14 protein-coding genes and 1 pseudogene are annotated in these 17,928 nt (G+C 54.8%); 11 read left to right on the top strand and 4 right to left on the bottom strand.

The genetic code is table 11. The features are described 5' to 3' along the window. Positions 1 to 409: 409 nt before the first annotated feature. Entirely contained in the window at positions 410 to 1,159 is a 750-nt protein-coding gene (locus QZV76_RS04850) for a hypothetical protein (RefSeq protein WP_290598715.1), read from the top strand. A gap of 211 nt (positions 1,160 to 1,370) precedes the next feature. On the opposite strand, the pseudogene QZV76_RS04845 reads toward QZV76_RS04850, so the two are convergent. Both QZV76_RS04845 and QZV76_RS04840 read right to left on the bottom strand, forming a co-directional pair. Then, positions 1,371 to 2,435: pseudogene (locus QZV76_RS04845) on the bottom strand (inositol-3-phosphate synthase); the annotation flags it as partial. A gap of 78 nt (positions 2,436 to 2,513) precedes the next feature. Further along, on the bottom strand, positions 2,514 to 3,062 hold the full coding sequence (locus QZV76_RS04840) for a PadR family transcriptional regulator (protein WP_290598714.1): 549 nt from the start codon (positions 3,060 to 3,062) through the stop codon (positions 2,514 to 2,516). A 303-nt stretch (positions 3,063 to 3,365) separates the two neighbouring features. Here QZV76_RS04840 and QZV76_RS04835 point away from each other — a divergent pair, with 303 nt between their 5' ends. The 8 genes from QZV76_RS04835 to QZV76_RS04800 all read left to right on the top strand — a co-directional run bounded on the left by QZV76_RS04835 (position 3,366) and on the right by QZV76_RS04800 (position 11,433). After that, entirely contained in the window at positions 3,366 to 5,885 is a 2,520-nt protein-coding gene (locus QZV76_RS04835) for a transglycosylase domain-containing protein (RefSeq protein ID WP_290598713.1), read from the top strand. A 118-nt stretch (positions 5,886 to 6,003) separates the two neighbouring features. Next, entirely contained in the window at positions 6,004 to 6,291 is a 288-nt protein-coding gene (gene rpsF, locus QZV76_RS04830) for a 30S ribosomal protein S6 (protein ID WP_290598711.1), read from the top strand. Between the two features lie 42 nt (positions 6,292 to 6,333). Beyond that, the gene (locus QZV76_RS04825) at positions 6,334 to 6,822 is read left to right on the top strand and encodes a single-stranded DNA-binding protein (RefSeq protein WP_290598710.1); all 489 of its coding nucleotides are present in this window, start codon (positions 6,334 to 6,336) and stop codon (positions 6,820 to 6,822) included. 47 nt (positions 6,823 to 6,869) lie between these two features. After that, positions 6,870 to 7,322, top strand: coding sequence for a 50S ribosomal protein L9 (gene rplI, locus QZV76_RS04820; RefSeq protein WP_290598708.1), 453 nt, complete (start codon positions 6,870 to 6,872; stop codon positions 7,320 to 7,322). Between the two features lie 435 nt (positions 7,323 to 7,757). Beyond that, the gene (dnaB, locus tag QZV76_RS04815) at positions 7,758 to 9,185 is read left to right on the top strand and encodes a replicative DNA helicase (RefSeq protein WP_290598706.1); all 1,428 of its coding nucleotides are present in this window, start codon (positions 7,758 to 7,760) and stop codon (positions 9,183 to 9,185) included. Positions 9,186 to 9,269: 84 nt separating this feature from the next. Beyond that, positions 9,270 to 10,544, top strand: a complete 1,275-nt coding sequence (locus tag QZV76_RS04810) for a hypothetical protein (RefSeq protein ID WP_290598705.1) — start codon at positions 9,270 to 9,272, stop codon at positions 10,542 to 10,544. Between the two features lie 11 nt (positions 10,545 to 10,555). After that, entirely contained in the window at positions 10,556 to 11,035 is a 480-nt protein-coding gene (locus tag QZV76_RS04805) for a CrcB family protein (RefSeq protein WP_290598703.1), read from the top strand. Further along, positions 11,035 to 11,433: a CrcB family protein gene (locus tag QZV76_RS04800; protein ID WP_290598702.1), complete on the top strand. Its 399-nt coding sequence runs from the start codon at positions 11,035 to 11,037 to the stop codon at positions 11,431 to 11,433. The genes QZV76_RS04805 and QZV76_RS04800 overlap by 1 nt, the downstream gene beginning before the upstream one ends. On the opposite strand, the gene QZV76_RS04795 is transcribed toward QZV76_RS04800, so the two are convergent. After that, positions 11,383 to 13,098: an MFS transporter gene (locus QZV76_RS04795; protein WP_290598701.1), complete on the bottom strand. Its 1,716-nt coding sequence runs from the start codon at positions 13,096 to 13,098 to the stop codon at positions 11,383 to 11,385. The genes QZV76_RS04800 and QZV76_RS04795 overlap by 51 nt on opposite strands. A gap of 108 nt (positions 13,099 to 13,206) precedes the next feature. On the opposite strand from QZV76_RS04795, the gene QZV76_RS04790 reads away from it, so the two are divergent. Both QZV76_RS04790 and QZV76_RS04785 read left to right on the top strand, forming a co-directional pair. Next, complete coding sequence (locus QZV76_RS04790) at positions 13,207 to 13,899, top strand: TetR/AcrR family transcriptional regulator (protein WP_290598700.1); 693 nt, start codon at positions 13,207 to 13,209, stop codon at positions 13,897 to 13,899. A 187-nt stretch (positions 13,900 to 14,086) separates the two neighbouring features. Then, a complete protein-coding gene (locus QZV76_RS04785; RefSeq protein ID WP_290598699.1) occupies positions 14,087 to 15,940 on the top strand; it encodes an alkaline phosphatase D family protein in 1,854 nt (617 codons plus the stop codon). Between the two features lie 152 nt (positions 15,941 to 16,092). On the opposite strand, the gene QZV76_RS04780 is transcribed toward QZV76_RS04785, so the two are convergent. Then, positions 16,093 to 17,778, bottom strand: coding sequence for an NYN domain-containing protein (locus tag QZV76_RS04780; protein ID WP_290598698.1), 1,686 nt, complete (start codon positions 17,776 to 17,778; stop codon positions 16,093 to 16,095). Positions 17,779 to 17,928 lie beyond the last annotated feature (150 nt).

Here is a 17,928-nt window from a genome sequence, read left to right as displayed (position 1 = left end):
GGTGGGATAGCGGGATGGTGAGCTTGTGTTACTTATAACACTATTATGAATATCTGTATAGTACGTCTCATTGGGTACTGTAGAGCTTGTTGAAAAACGTAATGGCGTGTACAGTAACCGTCACATCGGTAAATACAGCAATGCCGGGGTGAGATTGCTCTCACCCCGGCATTGCTGTCTCTACCATGGTGTTCGCAAAAATTCTTGAGCGCTAAATATTGACGCTTTTCTTAACGCTTCTTTTCCTTCTCTTCCTGCGCATTTCCCAGTTGTAGTACATAAAGGTGCACATAGTGCGGGTTGCATTATCTCCTTACTAGTGATTAATTTAGGTAAGCCTAAGCTATTGATTTGTATGAATACATAAGAAACAAATTATGAATCACCCTCACTAGTAAAGGAGTTATACATGCGACACCATCGCATTACCACCAGCCTGGTAGCAGCAGCCCTCACCGTTGGCATAGTTGCTACCCCCGCCATCGCAGCGCCCACCACACCCGCTGACAATTCCCTCCCCACATTAACGGCAGCACAGATTGCCCAACTCCGCCACCACGTTGACGACATCAATAACGCTGCCAATAACGGCAAAATGAGCACCTACGGTGGCCACCCTGCTGTTCATGCCACAGATTTTGGCCCCTGGATAACATCACAGGGATGGGAGACACTAGATTTTCTCGCCGAGTCCAGCTGCCCGAACGTAGCGCAACTTTTCCAGGCAAAAGCCCAGAAAAAGCATATGAGCGAAGACCAAGCCCGCGCCGACTTCAAGAAAAGCAAGAGCACCGGGGAAGTCTTCTACCTGAGCTTCACTCCCACCACCATGACGGAGATGGGACGCAACCACACTATTCTCGGTAAAGGAGAATACACGCTGGCCAAGCGACTGCATGTTGGCGACAACGAAATCTATTTCTTTGAGAACGTGTTAAAAGCACAGGCCGGCAACCGTCACTGGTTTGTCCTGATTCCCCCGGGAGCAGATAAAGACAAGCAGGGTAATACTATTGCCCGCCACATTCACTATGTTCTTAGCGATTCTCCGCTAGCTATTGTTGCGGCAATGGTCAAAAAGCAAATGCCAACCATGATCGAAGCTAACGCCACCTGGAAAGCCAAAGTTGCCTTCCTCAAGCTGGCACTATCGTACTAAAACGGCCCTAACTAAATGAGTGGTGCGGGTGAGAATATCTCACCCGCACCACCCATATTATTGTCCCACTTTAGTAGTGGGTGTGACGTTCCTTCTTGGTGTTCTTAGTGAAGGAAAGCTAGCCGTTTTAGGCCTTCCATTCAGCGGGATCTTCACCGGCATGCCAGACGGAGGCCTCAGTGAGGTCGGCCGGCCATTCTTCGCCCTTTTCAATGAAGTCTTCCACGGCGCGGCGAGCACGATCATCGGGCAGCTGGCGCGGCGGGGACTTCATGAAGTAGGAGGCAGGAGCCCAGACGGGGCCACTGATGCCGCGGTCTTTAGCGATCTTGGCGGCGCGCAGAGCATCGATAATGATGCCGGCGGAGTTGGGGGAGTCCCATACTTCCAGCTTGTATTCAAGGTTCAGCGGAACCTCACCGAAGGTGGTGCCTTCCAAGCGGACATAGGCCCACTTGCGGTCATCCAGCCAGGCGACGTGGTCGGAGGGGCCAATGTGAACGTCGCGGTCGGCCATCTCGTGGGGGACGATGGAGGTGACGGCGCGGGTCTTGGAGACCTTCTTGGATTCGAGGCGGTCGCGTTCCAGCATGTTCATGAAGTCCATGTTGCCGCCCACGTTCAGCTGGGAGGTGCGGTCCAGGCGAACGCCGCGTTCCTCGAAGAGGCGGGCGATAACGCGGTGGGTGATGGTGGCGCCCACCTGGGACTTGATGTCGTCGCCGACGATCGGTACGCCAGCGTCAGTGAACTTCTTGGCCCACTCGGGGTCGGAGGCGATAAAGACGGGGAGGGCGTTGACGAAGGCAACACCGGCGTCGATGGCGCACTGGGCGTAGAACTTGTCAGCTTTTTCGGAGCCTACGGGGAGGTAGGAGACGAGGACGTCAGTCTTGGTGTCTTTGAGGACCTGGACAACATCGACGGGTTCTTCTGGGGATTCCTCGGTGACGGTGCGGTAGTACTTGCCGAAGCCGTCGTAGGTGTGTCCACGCTGGACTTTTACGCCGGTCTGGGGGACGTCGCAGAATTTGATGGTGCAGTTCTGGCCGGCCCAAATGGCGTCGGCTAGGTCGAGGCCTACTTTGTCTTTGTCAATGTCGAAGGCGGCGGACCATTCAATGTCGTGAACGTGGTATTTGCCGAATACGACGTGCATGAGGCCGGGGACGCGGTCGGTGGGTTTGGCGTCCTTGTAGAATTCCACGCCTTGTACGAGGGACGATGCACAGTTGCCAACACCGACGATGGCGACGCGAATCTTGTTGTCAGTCACTTTTAACTCCTAGCGGTGGGGTAGCGGGTACTACTCCTGTTCACGGTGGATCATCCAAGAAAAGGCGGAACGGTGCTGTTAGGCGTCGTCTTCTTCTGCTTGAATGAGTGAGTTGACCCAGGAGATTTCACGTTGTGTGGATTCTAGGGTCAGCTCGTTCAACCCTTGGCTGTAGGGGGACAGCGTGTTGTGGGGGTTGGTAGATGGTATGGCCCTGCCGTGTATCAGACTCATGAGGTGGTCGCGTCGTTCTTCCAGGAGTCGGCGGCGTCCCTCCAACAGGCGACGGCGTGCGTCTGCTGGTGTTTTATCGAAAAAAGCTAGGCGGACGCCGAAGTCTTCATCGGTAAAAGAGGTGGGATTAATGTCGCTTAATAGTTCCAGGAAATGCCGGTGACCAGCGTCAGTAAGCCGATATACCTTTTTGGCCTTGCGGCGTGTGTGGGCGGCGGGGTCTTCCACAGGAGACTCAATGAAGCCGTTTTCCTCGAGCCTGTTCAGTACTGGATAGAGCGAACCGTAGGAGAATCCGCGGACGGTGCCTGACATTTCAGTAAGCACTTTACGGATTTGGTAGCCGTGCATGGGCTCTACATCGAGGAGTCCGAGTACTGCAATGTCGAGCACTGTGGTCTCCTTTCCGCAGATAAAGTGGTCGCTACCACTCAGAAACATTAGCAGGAGCAGGGAAAATGCCCCAAAGATGATTTTTATTATATCGAACCGATATATCTTCAACAATGGTTTTTGTGAAGTTTTTATACAAGGTTTTCCCAAACAAGAGAAAAACGAGAAGCGTCAAAATATTAGTGTGAGCAACTTTTCCCCCCATTGACCCCCGTTGACGTCGCATTTAGGAATCGTGCAGAGTGGAAAGTGCCTATAAGATGGAAAGTTGTATAACGTTCGCCGCAAGAGAGGGCACATCGTATGGGACGACACAGCGCTCCCCGGAACTCGGGGGATCCTAGCGATACCCGAGCTTCCTGGCAGGGCAAAACTTCCCTGCTTGCCAATAACACCACGCGCACAACGGATGGAGCACGGACCAGCCACCGAACCGCTACATCAGTGTCATCAACGTCGCGACAGTCATCACAGCGCACTTCGCAGCAGTCGTCCAAACGCGCATCTCAGCGTCCTGTCAACCGCGCAAACAAGCGTCAGGACACTCTCCGCAGCACGAACCAAGACAAGCGCAAGACTGAAACTAGTAAAGCCCCCAAAACTACTAAACCCAAGGTCAGTAAAGCTAGTAAAGCTAAGGCTAAAAAGAAGGTCCCCCTTAAAGAACGAAGCCCCAAATCTATTGTCGGCAGTATCTTCAAATGGATCGGCATTATTCTGCTGGCACTCATTGTGGCCTGCGTTATTTTCTTTGTCCTTATGTACCTTTTCGTCAAGGTACCCGCGCCGGGCGATATCCCTACCGCGCAGCGCGTCACCCTGGTAGCAAGCGACGGTAAAACTGTTTTGGGGGACATTATCCCCGAGGCCGGTAACCGTCGCGAGGTAGACGCGAAGCAAATCCCCGACCATCTCCGCCATGCCACAATGGCCGCCGAAGACCGCGAATTCATGACCAATAAAGGCTTTTCCTTTACTGGTTTTGGGCGCGCTGCTGTCGGCCAAGTGACGCATCGCAGCGATAATGGCGGTGGCTCCACTATTACCCAGCAGTATGTCAAGAATGCGCTGGTGGGTAATCAGCACAGTTACTGGCGTAAGTTCAAAGAACTTGTCGTCTCTATGAAGATGTCCAACCAGTGGTCTAAAGATGAGATCATGACGGCCTACCTGAACACTATTTACTTTGGCCGTGGTGCTTATGGTGTAGAGACTGCTTCCCAGGCATATTTCAATAAGCATGTGCAGGATCTCACCCCTGCCGAATCCGCTATGTTGGCGGGTCTTATCCAGCAGCCCTCTAATCTGGATCCGCGGGTGAACCCGGTAGCGTCTAAGACCCGCTGGAAGTATGTGGTACGCGGCATGCTGAATGAAGGATGGTTGTCCGCTAGCGAAGTGGCCACCATGGACTTCCCGAAGACTATTCCAGAAAATAAGAGTCTGCGTATTGACGAGCGTCTCTCTGGCCCGAATGGGCTTATTAAAGCACAGATTATGCGGGAGCTTGCCGAGCATGGCTTCACTGAACAGGACGTCACCTCACAGGGCCTGCGCATTGTTACCACCATTTCTATGGATGCGCAGAATGCTGCCATTGAGGCAGTAACGCAAACTCTGCAAAATCAGCCGAAGCAAATGCGGGCCGCCGCGGTCACTATTGATCCCCAAACCGGTGGAGTATTGGCCTACTACGGGGGCGCCCGAGCCGGTGACTTTGACTACGCTTACGCCCCGCAAATGACGGGCTCCTCATTTAAGGTGTTTACGCTGGCAGCAGCGTTGAACCAGGATATTCCGCTGAGCAAAATGTATTCCTCCGCCCCTTACCAGATGGGCAAGGTGGTTATTGAAAACTCGGAGGATATGTCCTGCGGTACCTGCACTATTGCGTCAGCCACGGTGATGTCCCTGAACACCAGTTATTACCGACTGATGATGGACCTGAAGAATGGGTCACGAGACGTACAGGCCATGGCCTATAAAGCGGGTATTCCGCGAGAAATTCCCGGTTATGGGAAAACTCTTCAAAATGAAGATGGCACTGTCGAAGGTGGTATTACGTTGGGCGCCTACCCGGTGCGTCCCTTCGATATGGCCTCTGCCTATGCCACTTTTGCCGCCCGCGGTATTTACCACGAACCTTTCTTCGTGAAAGAAGCCGTCGCGAACGGTGGTAGTGGACGCAGTGTGTACAAGCATGACGACAACTCTGGAGAGCGCCGTGTAAAGGAAGTGGTGGCAGATAACGTCACCTCGGCACTTGAGCCCATTGCAAGCTACTCCAATGGTCACGGTCTAGCGGGAGGACGCCCCTCCGCTTCTAAGACCGGTACGGTGCAGCTGGGTAGTACGGGTAAAAACCGTGATGCCTGGATGGTGGGCTACACTCCGCAGGCTTCTACCGCTGTGTGGGTGGGTACCCAGAATGGTACTGCTCTGGAAACGAGTGGTGGGGCTGCCGTGTGGGGGTCCACATTACCATCAGATATTTGGCAGTACACCATGAATGGAGCCTTGCAGAACCAGCAGTTCACTTATTTCCCCACTCCTGGGGCTATTGCGGGGCAGGCTGGACGTCCGGAGTCCTACTATGGTGGCGACACAACAACTACGGACACGTCTACAAAGAAGGAGTCGAAGTCCTCGTCAAAGCACAAGCCTAAGAAGGATCACTCTGGTAAGGAGAATCATCCTAAGACGCAGAGCCGCAGTCCGCTTTTGCCGGATATCCCGGGAATGCGGAATCCGTTCGGGCCTTCGCGGAGCACTCCGAAGTCTCCTGAATCCGATAATAGGGACAATGGGGTGTTGTGGCGCTAGCCGTTAGGAGGAGAACTGTTTTTCCTGCTAGACTGGTGCAGTTGCAGACGCAACGAACCCTCCTGCCACGGAACCGCCGTGGCCGATTTCCATTAGTCCATAGGAGGTGATGAGGTCCGTGCGTCACTACGAATTGATGGTCATTTTTGATCCCACTCTCGACGAGCGCACCATTGCCCCGTCCCTGGATACGTTACTGAACGTAGTCCGTGAAGAAGGCGGCAAGGTTGACAAGGTTGATGTGTGGGGTAAGCGCCGTCTTGCCTACGAGATCAAGAAGAACTCTGAAGGCATCTATGCGGTAGTCGAAATGAACTGCGAACCGGCAACGGTCCAGGAACTCGACCGCCTGCTCACCCTGAATGAAAGCGTTCTACGCACCAAGGTGCTGCGCGCTGATCAGTAAGCCTTTGGCTGCTGACTAACGCATATCACCGCAGGAGGAATTATGGCTGGCGAAACTACGATCACGGTGGTGGGAAACCTCACCGCAGATCCTGAGCTACGTTTCACCCCGTCGGGTGCTGCCGTGGCTAACTTCACCGTGGCTTCTACGCCACGTCGCTACAACTCTCAGACAAGTCAATGGGAGGATGGCGACGCGCTGTTCCTACGCTGCAGTATCTGGCGTGACGCCGCCGAGCATGTGGCAGAGTCGCTCACTCGTGGCTCTCGCGTTATTGTGCAAGGCCGTCTGCGTCAGCGCTCCTATGAAACCCGCGAGGGTGAGAAGCGCAGCGTTATCGAGCTTGATGTCGATGAAATCGGTCCCTCTCTTCGCTACGCCACCGCTAAGGTGACGAAAGCGAACCGTGGAGGTGGCTCTAATAATTCCTTCGGTGGTGGCTCTGCCAACCAGTCCGCTCCGTCTGATGACCCGTGGGGTTCCGCTCCGCAGTCTAACTTCGGTGGCGGAACGGATGAACCCCCGTTCTAAACCGGCAGACAGCACACAGATTTATCAACGAAGAAAGTAGAAGATCAATGAAGCTGATCCTCACCACTGCCGTTGACCACCTTGGTGCCCCCGGCGATATCGTCGAGGTCAAGGATGGTTACGCAAGGAACTTCCTGCTTCCCCGCAATAAGGCCATTGTCGCCACCAGCGGTGCCGAAAAGCAGATCGCCGCTATCCAGCGCGCTCAGCAGGATCGTATTATTCGCGATGCTGAGCACGCCCGCGAGGTCAAGGAAGCCCTGGAAGCTCTTACCGATGTTACGGTCGCTGTGAAGTCCGCCGAGAACGGCAAGCTCTTCGGCTCCGTCACCGCCGCCGACATCGTCACCGCAATTGAAAAAGCTGACGGTCCTAAGATTGACCGGCACGCCGTTGAACTGACCAAGGGTCAGATTAAGGCCGTGGGAACCTACGACATTGCTGTAGCGCTCTCCGATAAGGTCACGGCTACCGTTAACGTCACCGTCACCGCCGAGTAGTAGTACGTAGGTACTCTACCCATCCCATAACTTCAGACAACAGCATTTCAGCCATCGGCCTACTGCTTTACGCTTCTGGACAAAGCTCGCAGTTAGCCGATGGCTGTTTCTTATGTCAAGGGGGTTATTCCCCAGGCCTGCTTGTGGATAACGTGGCAGAAATGGTTTTTAATAGAGGGACAAGAGCACTTTTGAGAAAAGTTTTATCCACAGATAAAAATAGATATTGACCTGCTCTAATAAAAAATTAATCCACATAATTCCACAGTTATCCACAAATTATCCCCAAATGCGACAAGGGCATTGGGTATAACTGCACTACTTATCCACAGACCTATCCACAATAATGACACTCCACCGGTACTGACTTTGACCCACCGACCACCTAGAGTAAAAGGCAGTACACAGCAGTGATAAACACGAGGAATATGCGCTATGCCGAGTAATACTGGACCTTTTGGTGACGCCTTCGCGCCGCCCTATGACGACCCCTACGCCGTCACTTCCGGCAGCACTACTGGTTCCAGTGAATCCCTCGCCGACGTACAACCCCCCAACGACCAAGCTGCTGAAAAAGCAGTCCTGGGAGCGATGCTGCTCTCCAAAGACCTCCCCCCGCTGATGCACCAAATTGTGCGTGCAGAGGACTTCTACACACCCGCCCACGGACGTATCTATGACGCCATCATCAAGCTCTCCTCCAATGAAGAGCCTGCCGACGCCGTCACCGTCGCCGATCAATTGGAAAAAGACGGTGAGCTGGAACGTATTGGGGGGCGCCCCTACCTCCACACACTCATCGAGTCCGTACCATCCCCAGCTAGTGGCCCCTACTACGCCCAGATTGTTGCCGAAAAGGCTCTCCTCCGCCGCCTTATTGACGCGGGCATGCGCATTACCTCCTACGGCTACGCCGCCACCGAGGGCATGGAAGTAGAGGAGATGGTAAACCGCGCCCAAGCGGAAATCTACTCCGTCACTGAACAGCGCCGTACGGAAGACTACAAGTCCCTCGACGAGGTTCTTGTCCCCACCATGGAAGAGATTGATAACATTGCCAACAGTGACGGTAAGGCGCTGGGTATTCTCACTGGTTTCTTAGACCTGGACAATACGCTTAACGGACTTCGGCCCGGCCAAATGATTATCATTGCGGCTCGCCCAGGTATGGGTAAATCCACTCTGGCACTGGATATTATGCGCAGCTGTTCCCTCCGGCAGGATAAGACGTCCATTATCTTCTCCCTCGAAATGGGGCGCACGGAACTAACAATGCGTCTGCTATCTGCAGAAGCTAATATTCTGTTCGACAAAATACGCAAGGGAAATATGGACGGATCCGACTGGGATAGCCTGGTCAAATGTATGTCCGAGATAGCGGATAAACCCCTCTATATTGACGACTCACCCAGCATCACCATGATGGAAATCCGGGCTAAGGCACGCCGTCTTAAACAACAACATGGCCTGGACCTTATTGTGGTGGACTACCTCCAGTTGATGAGCTCCGGGAAAAAAGTAGAAAGCCGCCAACAAGAGGTTGCGGAATTTTCCCGCCAACTCAAACTCCTTGCCAAAGAACTGGAAGTACCCGTTATCGCCATCTCGCAGCTTAACCGTAACTCCGAGAACCGTAATGGTAAGCGTCCGCAAGTCTCCGACCTCCGCGAATCCGGGTCGTTGGAACAGGACGCCGACGTTGTGCTCCTCCTCCACCGTCCTGCAGTATTCGATCCCAATGATGTGCATGCGGGAGAAGCCGAAATCATTATCGGTAAGCATCGTGGTGGCCCCACCGGCACCATTGAAGTTGTTGAACAGCTGCACTACTCACGCTTCGTTAACAAGGCACGGGACGATTAGACGTGTCTTTTGTCCTTTCTCTCGTCCACGCACCTAACTGACGCCACCACTTTTACCCCTCATAATAAGAAAGGTTCCTCCACCATGGCATTTCGCCGCGACACACACCACCACCGCAGCCGACTAGGACGCGGAGCTATTGCCACTCTCGCCCTCACCCTTGCGGTGGGAACTGCAGCCCCTCTAGCGGCCAATGCTGCCCCCGCCTACGATCGATCAGTCAGCTACGACGATTTCATGTCTCATGAAGTCCTCATGGGAGCCTTCTTCACCAGCGATGGCGACCACTCCGACACCCTCTACCTGTCCACCGACGGCAAACGCTTCGATGAACTTGGTGTTGCCTATAAGGACGCCAGTCCCACCAACCCTAACGACGACACCTCCACCTTGGGCCCCATCCACCACACATTGGGCGACCCCAGCATTATGTACCACGATGGTGCCTTCTGGATGCTTTCCGGCTGGAACCGCCACGACGGCAAATTCTGGCCCATGATCGGTGTCTCCAAAGACGGTAAAACCTGGTCCTTCCCCGAGGGACTTAAATTCGGTGGCAAGAAGTATCCAGGCATCGCCCTCAGCCCAGGGGCACGCTACGGTACCGATATTTTGGCCCCAGAATGGTTCCGCGATAATAATGGCCAGGTATATATCATGTTCTCCGCCGGCTACTTTGGCCTCTTCCACGGTCGGCCCTACCAGGACAAGATGGTTCCTTACCTGGTAAAGGTGAATGAGCTTCACTACGACGGTCCCTTTGAATACAATGAGCGTCTCCCCAAGATCACCTTCCGTCCTGGCCGTGCCCAGCAGATCAACTTCCCTCTTCCCTCCATTGACCGCATCGATGGATCCGCTTTCCACGATGATGACGGCTCCTACTACATCACCATCAAACGTGATGGTGCGCATAATGAAATCTGGCGCAATAACCACATGGGAACGGGTGGTTGGCAGCTGGTCAACCGCAATGCTGTGGAGGGCTCTGAGGGGCCTTCTCTGACGAAGCTCAACGGCCATTACTACCTTTTCACCGATAAACTCCACACCTGGGGTAAAGACTCCAGCCGCGGTACTCTTGTGGCGGAAGCATCTAGCCTTAACGGTAAATGGGCAGGACGTGGCAAGATAGCCACACTGCGTAAGGACGGTAGTCGTCGTGCAAACCGCCACGGGACCGTTATCCGTATTACGGATAAATCCGCTAAGAATAAGCTTTACACACTGTGGACGGGTAAGCCGGTACCAGTGCGTACGCATAACACTGTTAATTTCTGGGGATGGGTGAAGTCTCTTCTTAAGAAGACGTCCACGTCCACTCCTACGAAGCCTGCTCCTAACAAGAATCGCGGGTAATAGTTCTCTTTATGACCGGGCACATACCATCTTCACAACAGATACCTTCTGGCACTACCCAAAAAACAGCTATTCGAACAGTACTGGCGTTTCTCGCTACAGGGCTGGCGGTAGCAGTGGGTGGTGCTGTGGGGGCGATTCTCCGCTGGGCTGTCACAACGGCCTGGCCGGGTAACGTCCACGGTATTATTTGGTCTGTCCTGGTTATTAACATGGTGGGGTCCGCTATTCTCGGTGTTCTCACTGAGGTAGCGTCCCACCAGTTGAAACGTCACCCCACTGTAGTGGCATTTCTTGGCACCGGCATGATGGGTGGCTTCACCACCTTGTCCACTGTCATAGTGGACAGTCTTACGTTAATGGAGAACGGTGCCCCCTGGATGGGTGTGCTGCAGATAATCCTCAACATGCTCCTGGGTATAGGGTCTGCAGCAGTGGCCATACTGTGTACATCTAGGGCCTATAAGTCTCACGCTTCGGAATCGAAGTGATGAGAGTGACTGTCCTTCTTGTGATGGGAGGCGGTGCGCTGGGCGTATTCCTCCGCTTTCTCCTTGACCGTGGTTTTCTTGCTATTCGACAAATGCGTTCCGGCGCAGGACACCACACGCCCACGTATTCCGTCGGTATCCTTATTGCGAACCTAGTGGGAAGTTTCCTCCTGGGGCTTTTCGCAGCTGCGTTCTCCGCAGGGGTGATGAGTAGCCAGGCGTATTCCTTATGGGGAGTAGGGTTTTGCGGGGCCCTTACGACACTGTCCACACTGAACGTGGAACTGGTGACGATGCTGCGACATCATCACACGTGGCAGGCGGTCGCATATCTGCTGGGAACAGTACTAGGCGGTCTCGCGCTGGGGGCTATCGCTGGTCTCTTCACCTTTAACTGAGGTGTTTTTAGCCGCTTGTTTAGTGACCCACCACAACCGCAGTGACGATAGTAAACCTATTGCTAGGAACGCCATCGACACCCACATGGAGGTAGAGATAGCGTCGCAGTAGCCTTCCCGCAGAACGTCAGACAATGGCGGCATAGAAAGGCCGTGGAGGTTTGCGCCACCAGAATTAATAGTGGCCTCCACAAGGGGAACAGTCATCTGCTGAGGTAAACCCAACGGGGCCACCAGGCCGGGCAGATGGTTACTCAATGTAGTTGCCAGGACGGAGCCACCTAGGGCAATACCGGAGGCGCTACCCAACTGACGCACGGTGGACTGGGTAGCGGAGCCCATGCCGGAGTGTTCCACGGGAACATCCGCCATCACTGTGGACGTTAACTGTGCCGAAGCGAAGCCCAAGCCCACGCCGTAGATAACCAGTATCAGTGCCATCACCCATAGGTTTTGTGACGTGTGCAGCGTTCCGGCAAGCGTGGCTACCCCGATTACTTCTAGGGCGAGGCCCATCATGACGACGCCCGTGGGGGGAATAATGGCGGTAACGTGCCGGGCTAATCCACCCGACACCATGGCACCAAGAGCCATAGCGGCTAGTACCCAGCCGGCAGTGAGGGGAGATTTCCCCATATCGTTAATGACGAACATGGGGATAAGGAACACCAGCGAGAATTGGCCAATGGCTACCACCAGGGCAGTGAGGTTACCCCAGGCGAAGGAGGGATTCTGGAAAAGATGGGGATTGAGGAGGACGTAGTGCTGTCTTTTTAGTTGGTGTAGTTCCCATGTGATGAAACCAATGAGAAGCAGAATGCCCATCAGCAGGGTGAAGGGAACTGAACTTATTGAGGAGTCGGCAAAAAGCGAGTGACCCCACATTTTTAAGGTGTCCTTGTGGTTCCACCAGCCCAGTTTGGGGCCTTCAATAATGGAGAACACGATAAGTCCGACGGATAGGGCGGAAAGAATAAACCCCAGGACATCGTGCTTACGGGGAGAGGATGATGCGGTGCCGGCTCCGGTGGCGGTGCTAGCTCCTGTGTCTTTGGTGTTGGGGACGGTGAGGAAGGCGCCGATGAGGATGAGGATGCCGAACGGTATGTTGATGAAGAAGATCCAGCGCCAGCTTGTGTAGGAGGTAATGGCACCGCCGATGAGGGGGCCAATGGCGGCCATGGCGGAGATGGTGGCGCCCCACACTCCGAAGGCAATGGTGCGGTCTTTGCCGGTAAAGTTGGCGTGCACGTTGGAGAGGGTGGAGGGCATGACGAAGGCGGCGCCAACGCCTTGTAGGGCGCGGGAGGCAATGAGGGCGCTGCCGTTAGTGGATATGCCGGCCAGGATAGAGGCCACAATAAAGATGATAAGACCAATAACGAAAGTGGAGCGGCGTCCGATACGGTCTGCGACACTACCGATTTCAAGGAGAAGAGAGGCGACGACCACGGTGTAGAGGGCGCTTACCCATTGTGCTTGGGAGAGGTCTAGGTGGAGGGTCTTGATGATGGTGGGGAGTGAGACGTTCACGATGGTGCCGTCAAGCACAATGAGGGAAAGTCCCAGGGCAAGGACAGCGAGCATAGCCCATTTGTGTTTAATGGGTTCAGCAGCAGATGCGGCAGCTGTGGTGTCAGCTGTAGTAGTAGGTGTGGTTGCCATAGTGTTACCCGCCAGATGTTAGAGACATGGTGTCTCTAACATTGTCCGTAGTGTTGTCGACGCTGTCAAGAGTACCGCTAGAATAGATGGAACAGGAGGTCGGCTACTATGCCACGGATCACGGCTAAAACGGTGAAAGAACACCGTGAAAATGTGCAAACAGCGCTGGTTGATGTGACTGAAGAAATTCTTCGCAACGAGCCCGGTACTGATCTCACAGCTGCCGCCATCGCCAAACGGGCCGGCATTGCCCGGAACAGTATCTACCGCTACGTCACCTCCGTTAATGACCTCCGCCGCTTGGTTATTGAACGCTACATGCCGGGCTGGATGTCAGCCGTCACAGCAGCAACAGAAGGTATTGATGATCCGCGCGAATGGCTAGCGGCATGGGTGAGCGTCAATCTAGAACAGGCAGTTGCCTCCGACCATGGATGGATGCGCAATGTGGTAGTCAGTGCAGAAAACCAGGGGGGACGGAATCCGCACGTCAATGCCACGATTGATAATCGTTGTTCCTTTACGCGCGCCGGTGTGGATGTTGTTGATGTCCATAAGCGCGTTAACGTGCACCTACAGGAAGTATGGGAACAGCTAGCTCCGGGGCATGGGGATATTTATATGAATCTCACGATGGCGCAGCTGGCAGTGGGATTTCGTGCACTAGAGGCAGGTCAGAGCCTTGATGAAGTGAAACCTATTGTTGTACAAGCTATTCTATCTATAATTCCCTCTGAAGATAGTTCCGCGCCGGGCAGTTCTGCAGCGGACGGTCCTGCGCCGGGCAGTTCTGCACAGTAATTTCGTGCAATGATGCCATTCAGCAAGGCGATGCCATTCAGCAAAGATCTTGTAGTGCCCACGGACCGCTAATCCCGTCTTAATAGTATGTGTCTATAAAGTGTATATATAGTTAATTCTTCCGTTTACCGCGTGAATACTGAGACAATACCTGCTGAGAATGCTGTATCGATTAATTTCACCGCTCATGAAGTGTCCTAGAATGGCAGCTATGGGAACACAAGAAATGCATTCTTCGGAGAAGAACGAGAATACCTCGGATCGTCAACTACCCGATAAGGCTCTCTCACGCCGCAGTGTATTGAAGGCTTCCGCCGCCGGCATCGCCATTGGTGCCTCCGCCGCCGTCCTCCCCACTGCCTCCGCCACATCCGCCAATGCTGGCTCACTGACGGACAAATTCCGTAAGGTCAAGGACACTCCGGACGGAAACGCTCCACAGAAAGCGACCTCACCGTACTCCACAGATGTCTTTGTCCACGGCATCACCTCCGGCGACCCCCTGCCGAATGCCGTTATCCTGTGGACTCGCGTCACCCAGAAACCCACCTGGACCCCCGGTTCTATGCGTGGTACGCCCGTCCGTGTGAAGTGGGAAGTCTCCCCGCAGGTGGGCCGCTCCCGCCGCTTTGGCCGCGTTATTCGCTCCGGCGAAGTAACTACCGGCCCCGAACGCGACTTCACCGTGAAGGTTGACGCCACCGGTCTGCGTCCCAATACTCGCTACCTCTACCGTTTCATTGTTCTCGACGGCCCCGCCAAGGGCGCCGTGTCCCCCGTGGGCGCCACCAAGACTGCCCCCTCCAACGCTTCCATGCCGGAACGCGTTCGCTTCGCCTTCCTTTCCTGCTCCAACTGGGAAGCTGGCTACTACTCCACGTATCGTTTCCTCGCCGACCGTGGCGACCTGGACTTCATCGTCCACCTGGGCGACTGGTTCTACGAATACAAGACCAACGAGTACACCGGCGCTTACGGCCGTGTTCGCCGCCATGAGTACGACGGCGAAACCATGACCCTCAACCGCTACCGTGGCCGCCACGCCAACACCAAGACCGACCCGGATCTGCAGCGCTGCCAGGCCATGTACCCCTTCATCACCGTGTGGGATGACCACGAGTCCGCCGACAATGCTTACCTAGAAGGCGCCGTCAACCACACTGAGGGTAAAGAAGGCAATTGGCACGAGCGTAAGCACGCCTCCGAAAAAGCCTACTTCGAGTGGATGCCCACCCGCGTCAACAGCCTCACCGACGGCCAGCACCTCTACCGCTACTTCCGTTGGGGCAAGCTCATGGACCTCAGCGCCCTGGACCTGCGCAACTACCGCACCAAGCAGAACTGGTTCAAGCAGGACGACCCGAACCACACCATCGGTGGCCAGAAACAGATGAAGTGGCTGCGCGACAACGTCAAGAACAGCCCCTGCCTGTGGAAGGTTATCGGAAACCCGGTCATGATGGCCCCGCTACAGATTCCGCCACTGAACCCCGACATTGCGGACTTCCTGGCCGAAAAGACCGGCAACCCGCCGCACGGCGTTATCTTCAACTCGGACCAGTGGGACGGCTACCAGTGGGACCGCTACCGCCTGACCACCATGATTGCCCAGCACAACATTAAGAACGTGGTGGCAGTTACCGGCGATATTCACATGTCGTTCGCCAACCACATCTACGAGAAGTTCGACGGCAATATGAACGGCCGCAAAGTGGCTGTTGAATTTGTTGGACCTTCCATCACGGCAGCTAACGTCGATGATATTATCTACGACAAGACGCACGTTCGTATCCCCGAAGGTGACCGTCTTTTCACCACCGTCGATGATGCCATCAAGCTCGCCAACCAGCACGTACAGTGGAGCCAGTGCTCTAAGCACGGCTACGTGGTTGTCGAACTCAATAAGAGGTTCGCACAGGCCGACTGGTTCTTTGTTAACAACAAGTCCGATAAGCGTACCGGACAGCATTGGGGCGCTTCCTGGGCTACCAAGGAGGGTATGAACACCCTCTACCCGGTAAAGTCACCCCTCAAGTTCTAACCGTGGGAGGGGGGCGTGTCATGGCCTCGCACCATACCATGCCCTCCCACTCGAGTTAGGTGTTAGTAACTCTCTCCTGAGAAATGCATACGGTGCCCCGCTCCTATCCCGGCGGGGCACCGCTTGCTCTCTTGGTCTATAGCTGGTTTTTCTTATCCACCCATGATGATGCCGCGAATACCCATGTGGAACCCATCACGCAGGTTAACACGCTGAGCATCACTTAACGTGTAGGCATCCAGTATCTGGCAGGCAAACTGTAGCAATGGCCGGTCGATTTCTGCCGGCAGACCGCCACCCGTCAGAATATGGGCACTACCACGCTGATCTAAAGTAGCAGCATTGTTGTACCACCAGATGGCGTACTGTTGCCCAATATCAAAAGGAGTCTGGTTCCCGGCGCTCTCCCACACTTCGTCGTAGGGGAGGGGAACATAGCGGGACCGCTGGGGCGGGCGACGTTTTTGTGCCATCATGCCGGGGGAGGGACGGTGAACTGGCTCGCTGGCAGGTTCCGCATCCACGGGGGTATCGGGTGCAGCGTCAGGCTGAGCACTTGTTTCAGGCGTAGCATTGTTGGCTTTCGCCTTGTTGGCAGCCTCAACTGCCGCAGTGGAGGTGACATCATCGTCGTCATCAAGATCCGCAGTCGCTCCCGACATAGTGTCCTCGTGCGAGGATTGAGAGGATTGCAAGGAAGTATCTGCGGGGAGAGAACTATCGGCACTATCAGTAGTGCTGATGGCACTATCGTCAGCGAAACTGTTGACGGACTTATCAGTAGCACTAACATCGGTGCTGGCATCGGTAGTGGCGTCGGTACTGGTGGTACCGCTGTTGGCGGCGGTGTCAGTGGTGCTGTTGGTGACGCTGTCGGTGGTGGTGCTCGCTGTGTCGTCAATAGTGGCGTGCTGGATACGTAGGCGGCGACGAACCCCGTGGTGCCCAAATTTGCCGGGGGATAAGACCGGCGGTACAAGAGGAACACCATGTTCTAGAACATTGGCACCATCAGTGTTCTCGTCCTCGTCTGCAGTATCGCCGGTGCTTGCATAGGGGTGGGTAGCCGTCGAAGAATGAGCCATGTCACCAGGCATATCCGCGGCAGTACCTTCACCGGTATTGCCAGCAGTGCTGCCGGTGGTGTTAGCAGCGTCACTAGAGCTGACGGGGCTAGATATGTCGGAGTTTCCCTGCTCAGAGTGGTTGCCAGTCCCGCTATCAGCCGGGCCGTTAGTCTGGCCATCTGTGGCCAGGTCACTGTGCTCACTGGTGTTGTCAGTGTGGAAGGGATCCAGTACGTCAATGTGCATGCAGTCGGCGAAATCCTCGCGCGGATCCAGTACGGTGACGGTGTCGCAGGCGGAGCGGAGGGAGTTGGAGATGGAGTCCCAGCCGAAGCCAATAAGGTGCACGCGTACCCCATGGTCGATGGCGGCCTCCACACCGGGGATCATGTCTGCATCGCCGGAGACCAGCACAATGTCACTGACCAGTCCGCGAATGGAGCGTAGAACCATGTCGGCTACAAGGCGAGTATCAACTGCTTTTTGGGTGCGGCGGTCGCCCCACTCAATAAGTTGTCCGGCGCGCAGTTGCACACCGTCAATGTGGCGGAGGGTGCGCTGGTAGCGGTGGGGGCCGGAGTCGGGGATACCGTCATACCAGAGTTGACGGTGGACGGGCAGGTGGAGTTTGTTGCTAACTATCGTATTAAGGTGGTCGGTGACGGCTGGTAAGTCTATTTCTAATTGGGCTCGAGCGCCAGTAGTCCAGGAATTGTAAAAACTAGCTAGTAAATATGAGGTATCGACGAATACCTCCACCCTGTCTACCATGGTGGATCCTCTTTCTTTATTTGTTGCGTAATATGGTGTTTTCTAAAGACCACTAGTGTGCCTCTCTCCCCTTAAGGGAGTGGGGAAAGCGTCATATTTATAAGCCCTATTGTTTGACGTGTTAACGGTCACTAATAAAAGGCTCGTTCC

Source organism: Lawsonella sp. (genome assembly GCF_011525565.1).
Lineage (GTDB): Bacteria > Actinomycetota > Actinomycetes > Mycobacteriales > Mycobacteriaceae > Lawsonella > Lawsonella clevelandensis_A.
The sequence above is the reverse complement of the archived record's forward strand: the minus strand, read 5'-3'. Positions and strand labels throughout refer to the sequence as shown.

What these genes read in the sequence shown, in the direction of transcription:
- QZV76_RS04850 (WP_290598715.1), top strand. Translation starts at nt 410, where the DNA reads ATGCGACACCATCGCATTACCACCAGCCTGGTAGCAGCAGCCCTCACC.
- QZV76_RS04835 (WP_290598713.1), top strand. Translation starts at nt 3,366, where the DNA reads ATGGGACGACACAGCGCTCCCCGGAACTCGGGGGATCCTAGCGATACC.
- QZV76_RS04825 (WP_290598710.1), top strand. Translation starts at nt 6,334, where the DNA reads ATGGCTGGCGAAACTACGATCACGGTGGTGGGAAACCTCACCGCAGAT.
- rplI (WP_290598708.1), top strand. Translation starts at nt 6,870, where the DNA reads ATGAAGCTGATCCTCACCACTGCCGTTGACCACCTTGGTGCCCCCGGC.
- dnaB (WP_290598706.1), top strand. Translation starts at nt 7,758, where the DNA reads ATGCCGAGTAATACTGGACCTTTTGGTGACGCCTTCGCGCCGCCCTAT.
- QZV76_RS04810 (WP_290598705.1), top strand. Translation starts at nt 9,270, where the DNA reads ATGGCATTTCGCCGCGACACACACCACCACCGCAGCCGACTAGGACGC.
- QZV76_RS04805 (WP_290598703.1), top strand. Translation starts at nt 10,556, where the DNA reads ATGACCGGGCACATACCATCTTCACAACAGATACCTTCTGGCACTACC.
- QZV76_RS04800 (WP_290598702.1), top strand. Translation starts at nt 11,035, where the DNA reads ATGAGAGTGACTGTCCTTCTTGTGATGGGAGGCGGTGCGCTGGGCGTA.
- QZV76_RS04795 (WP_290598701.1), bottom strand. Translation starts at nt 13,098, where the DNA reads ATGGCAACCACACCTACTACTACAGCTGACACCACAGCTGCCGCATCT.
- QZV76_RS04790 (WP_290598700.1), top strand. Translation starts at nt 13,207, where the DNA reads ATGCCACGGATCACGGCTAAAACGGTGAAAGAACACCGTGAAAATGTG.
- QZV76_RS04785 (WP_290598699.1), top strand. Translation starts at nt 14,087, where the DNA reads ATGAAGTGTCCTAGAATGGCAGCTATGGGAACACAAGAAATGCATTCT.
- QZV76_RS04780 (WP_290598698.1), bottom strand. Translation starts at nt 17,778, where the DNA reads ATGGTAGACAGGGTGGAGGTATTCGTCGATACCTCATATTTACTAGCT.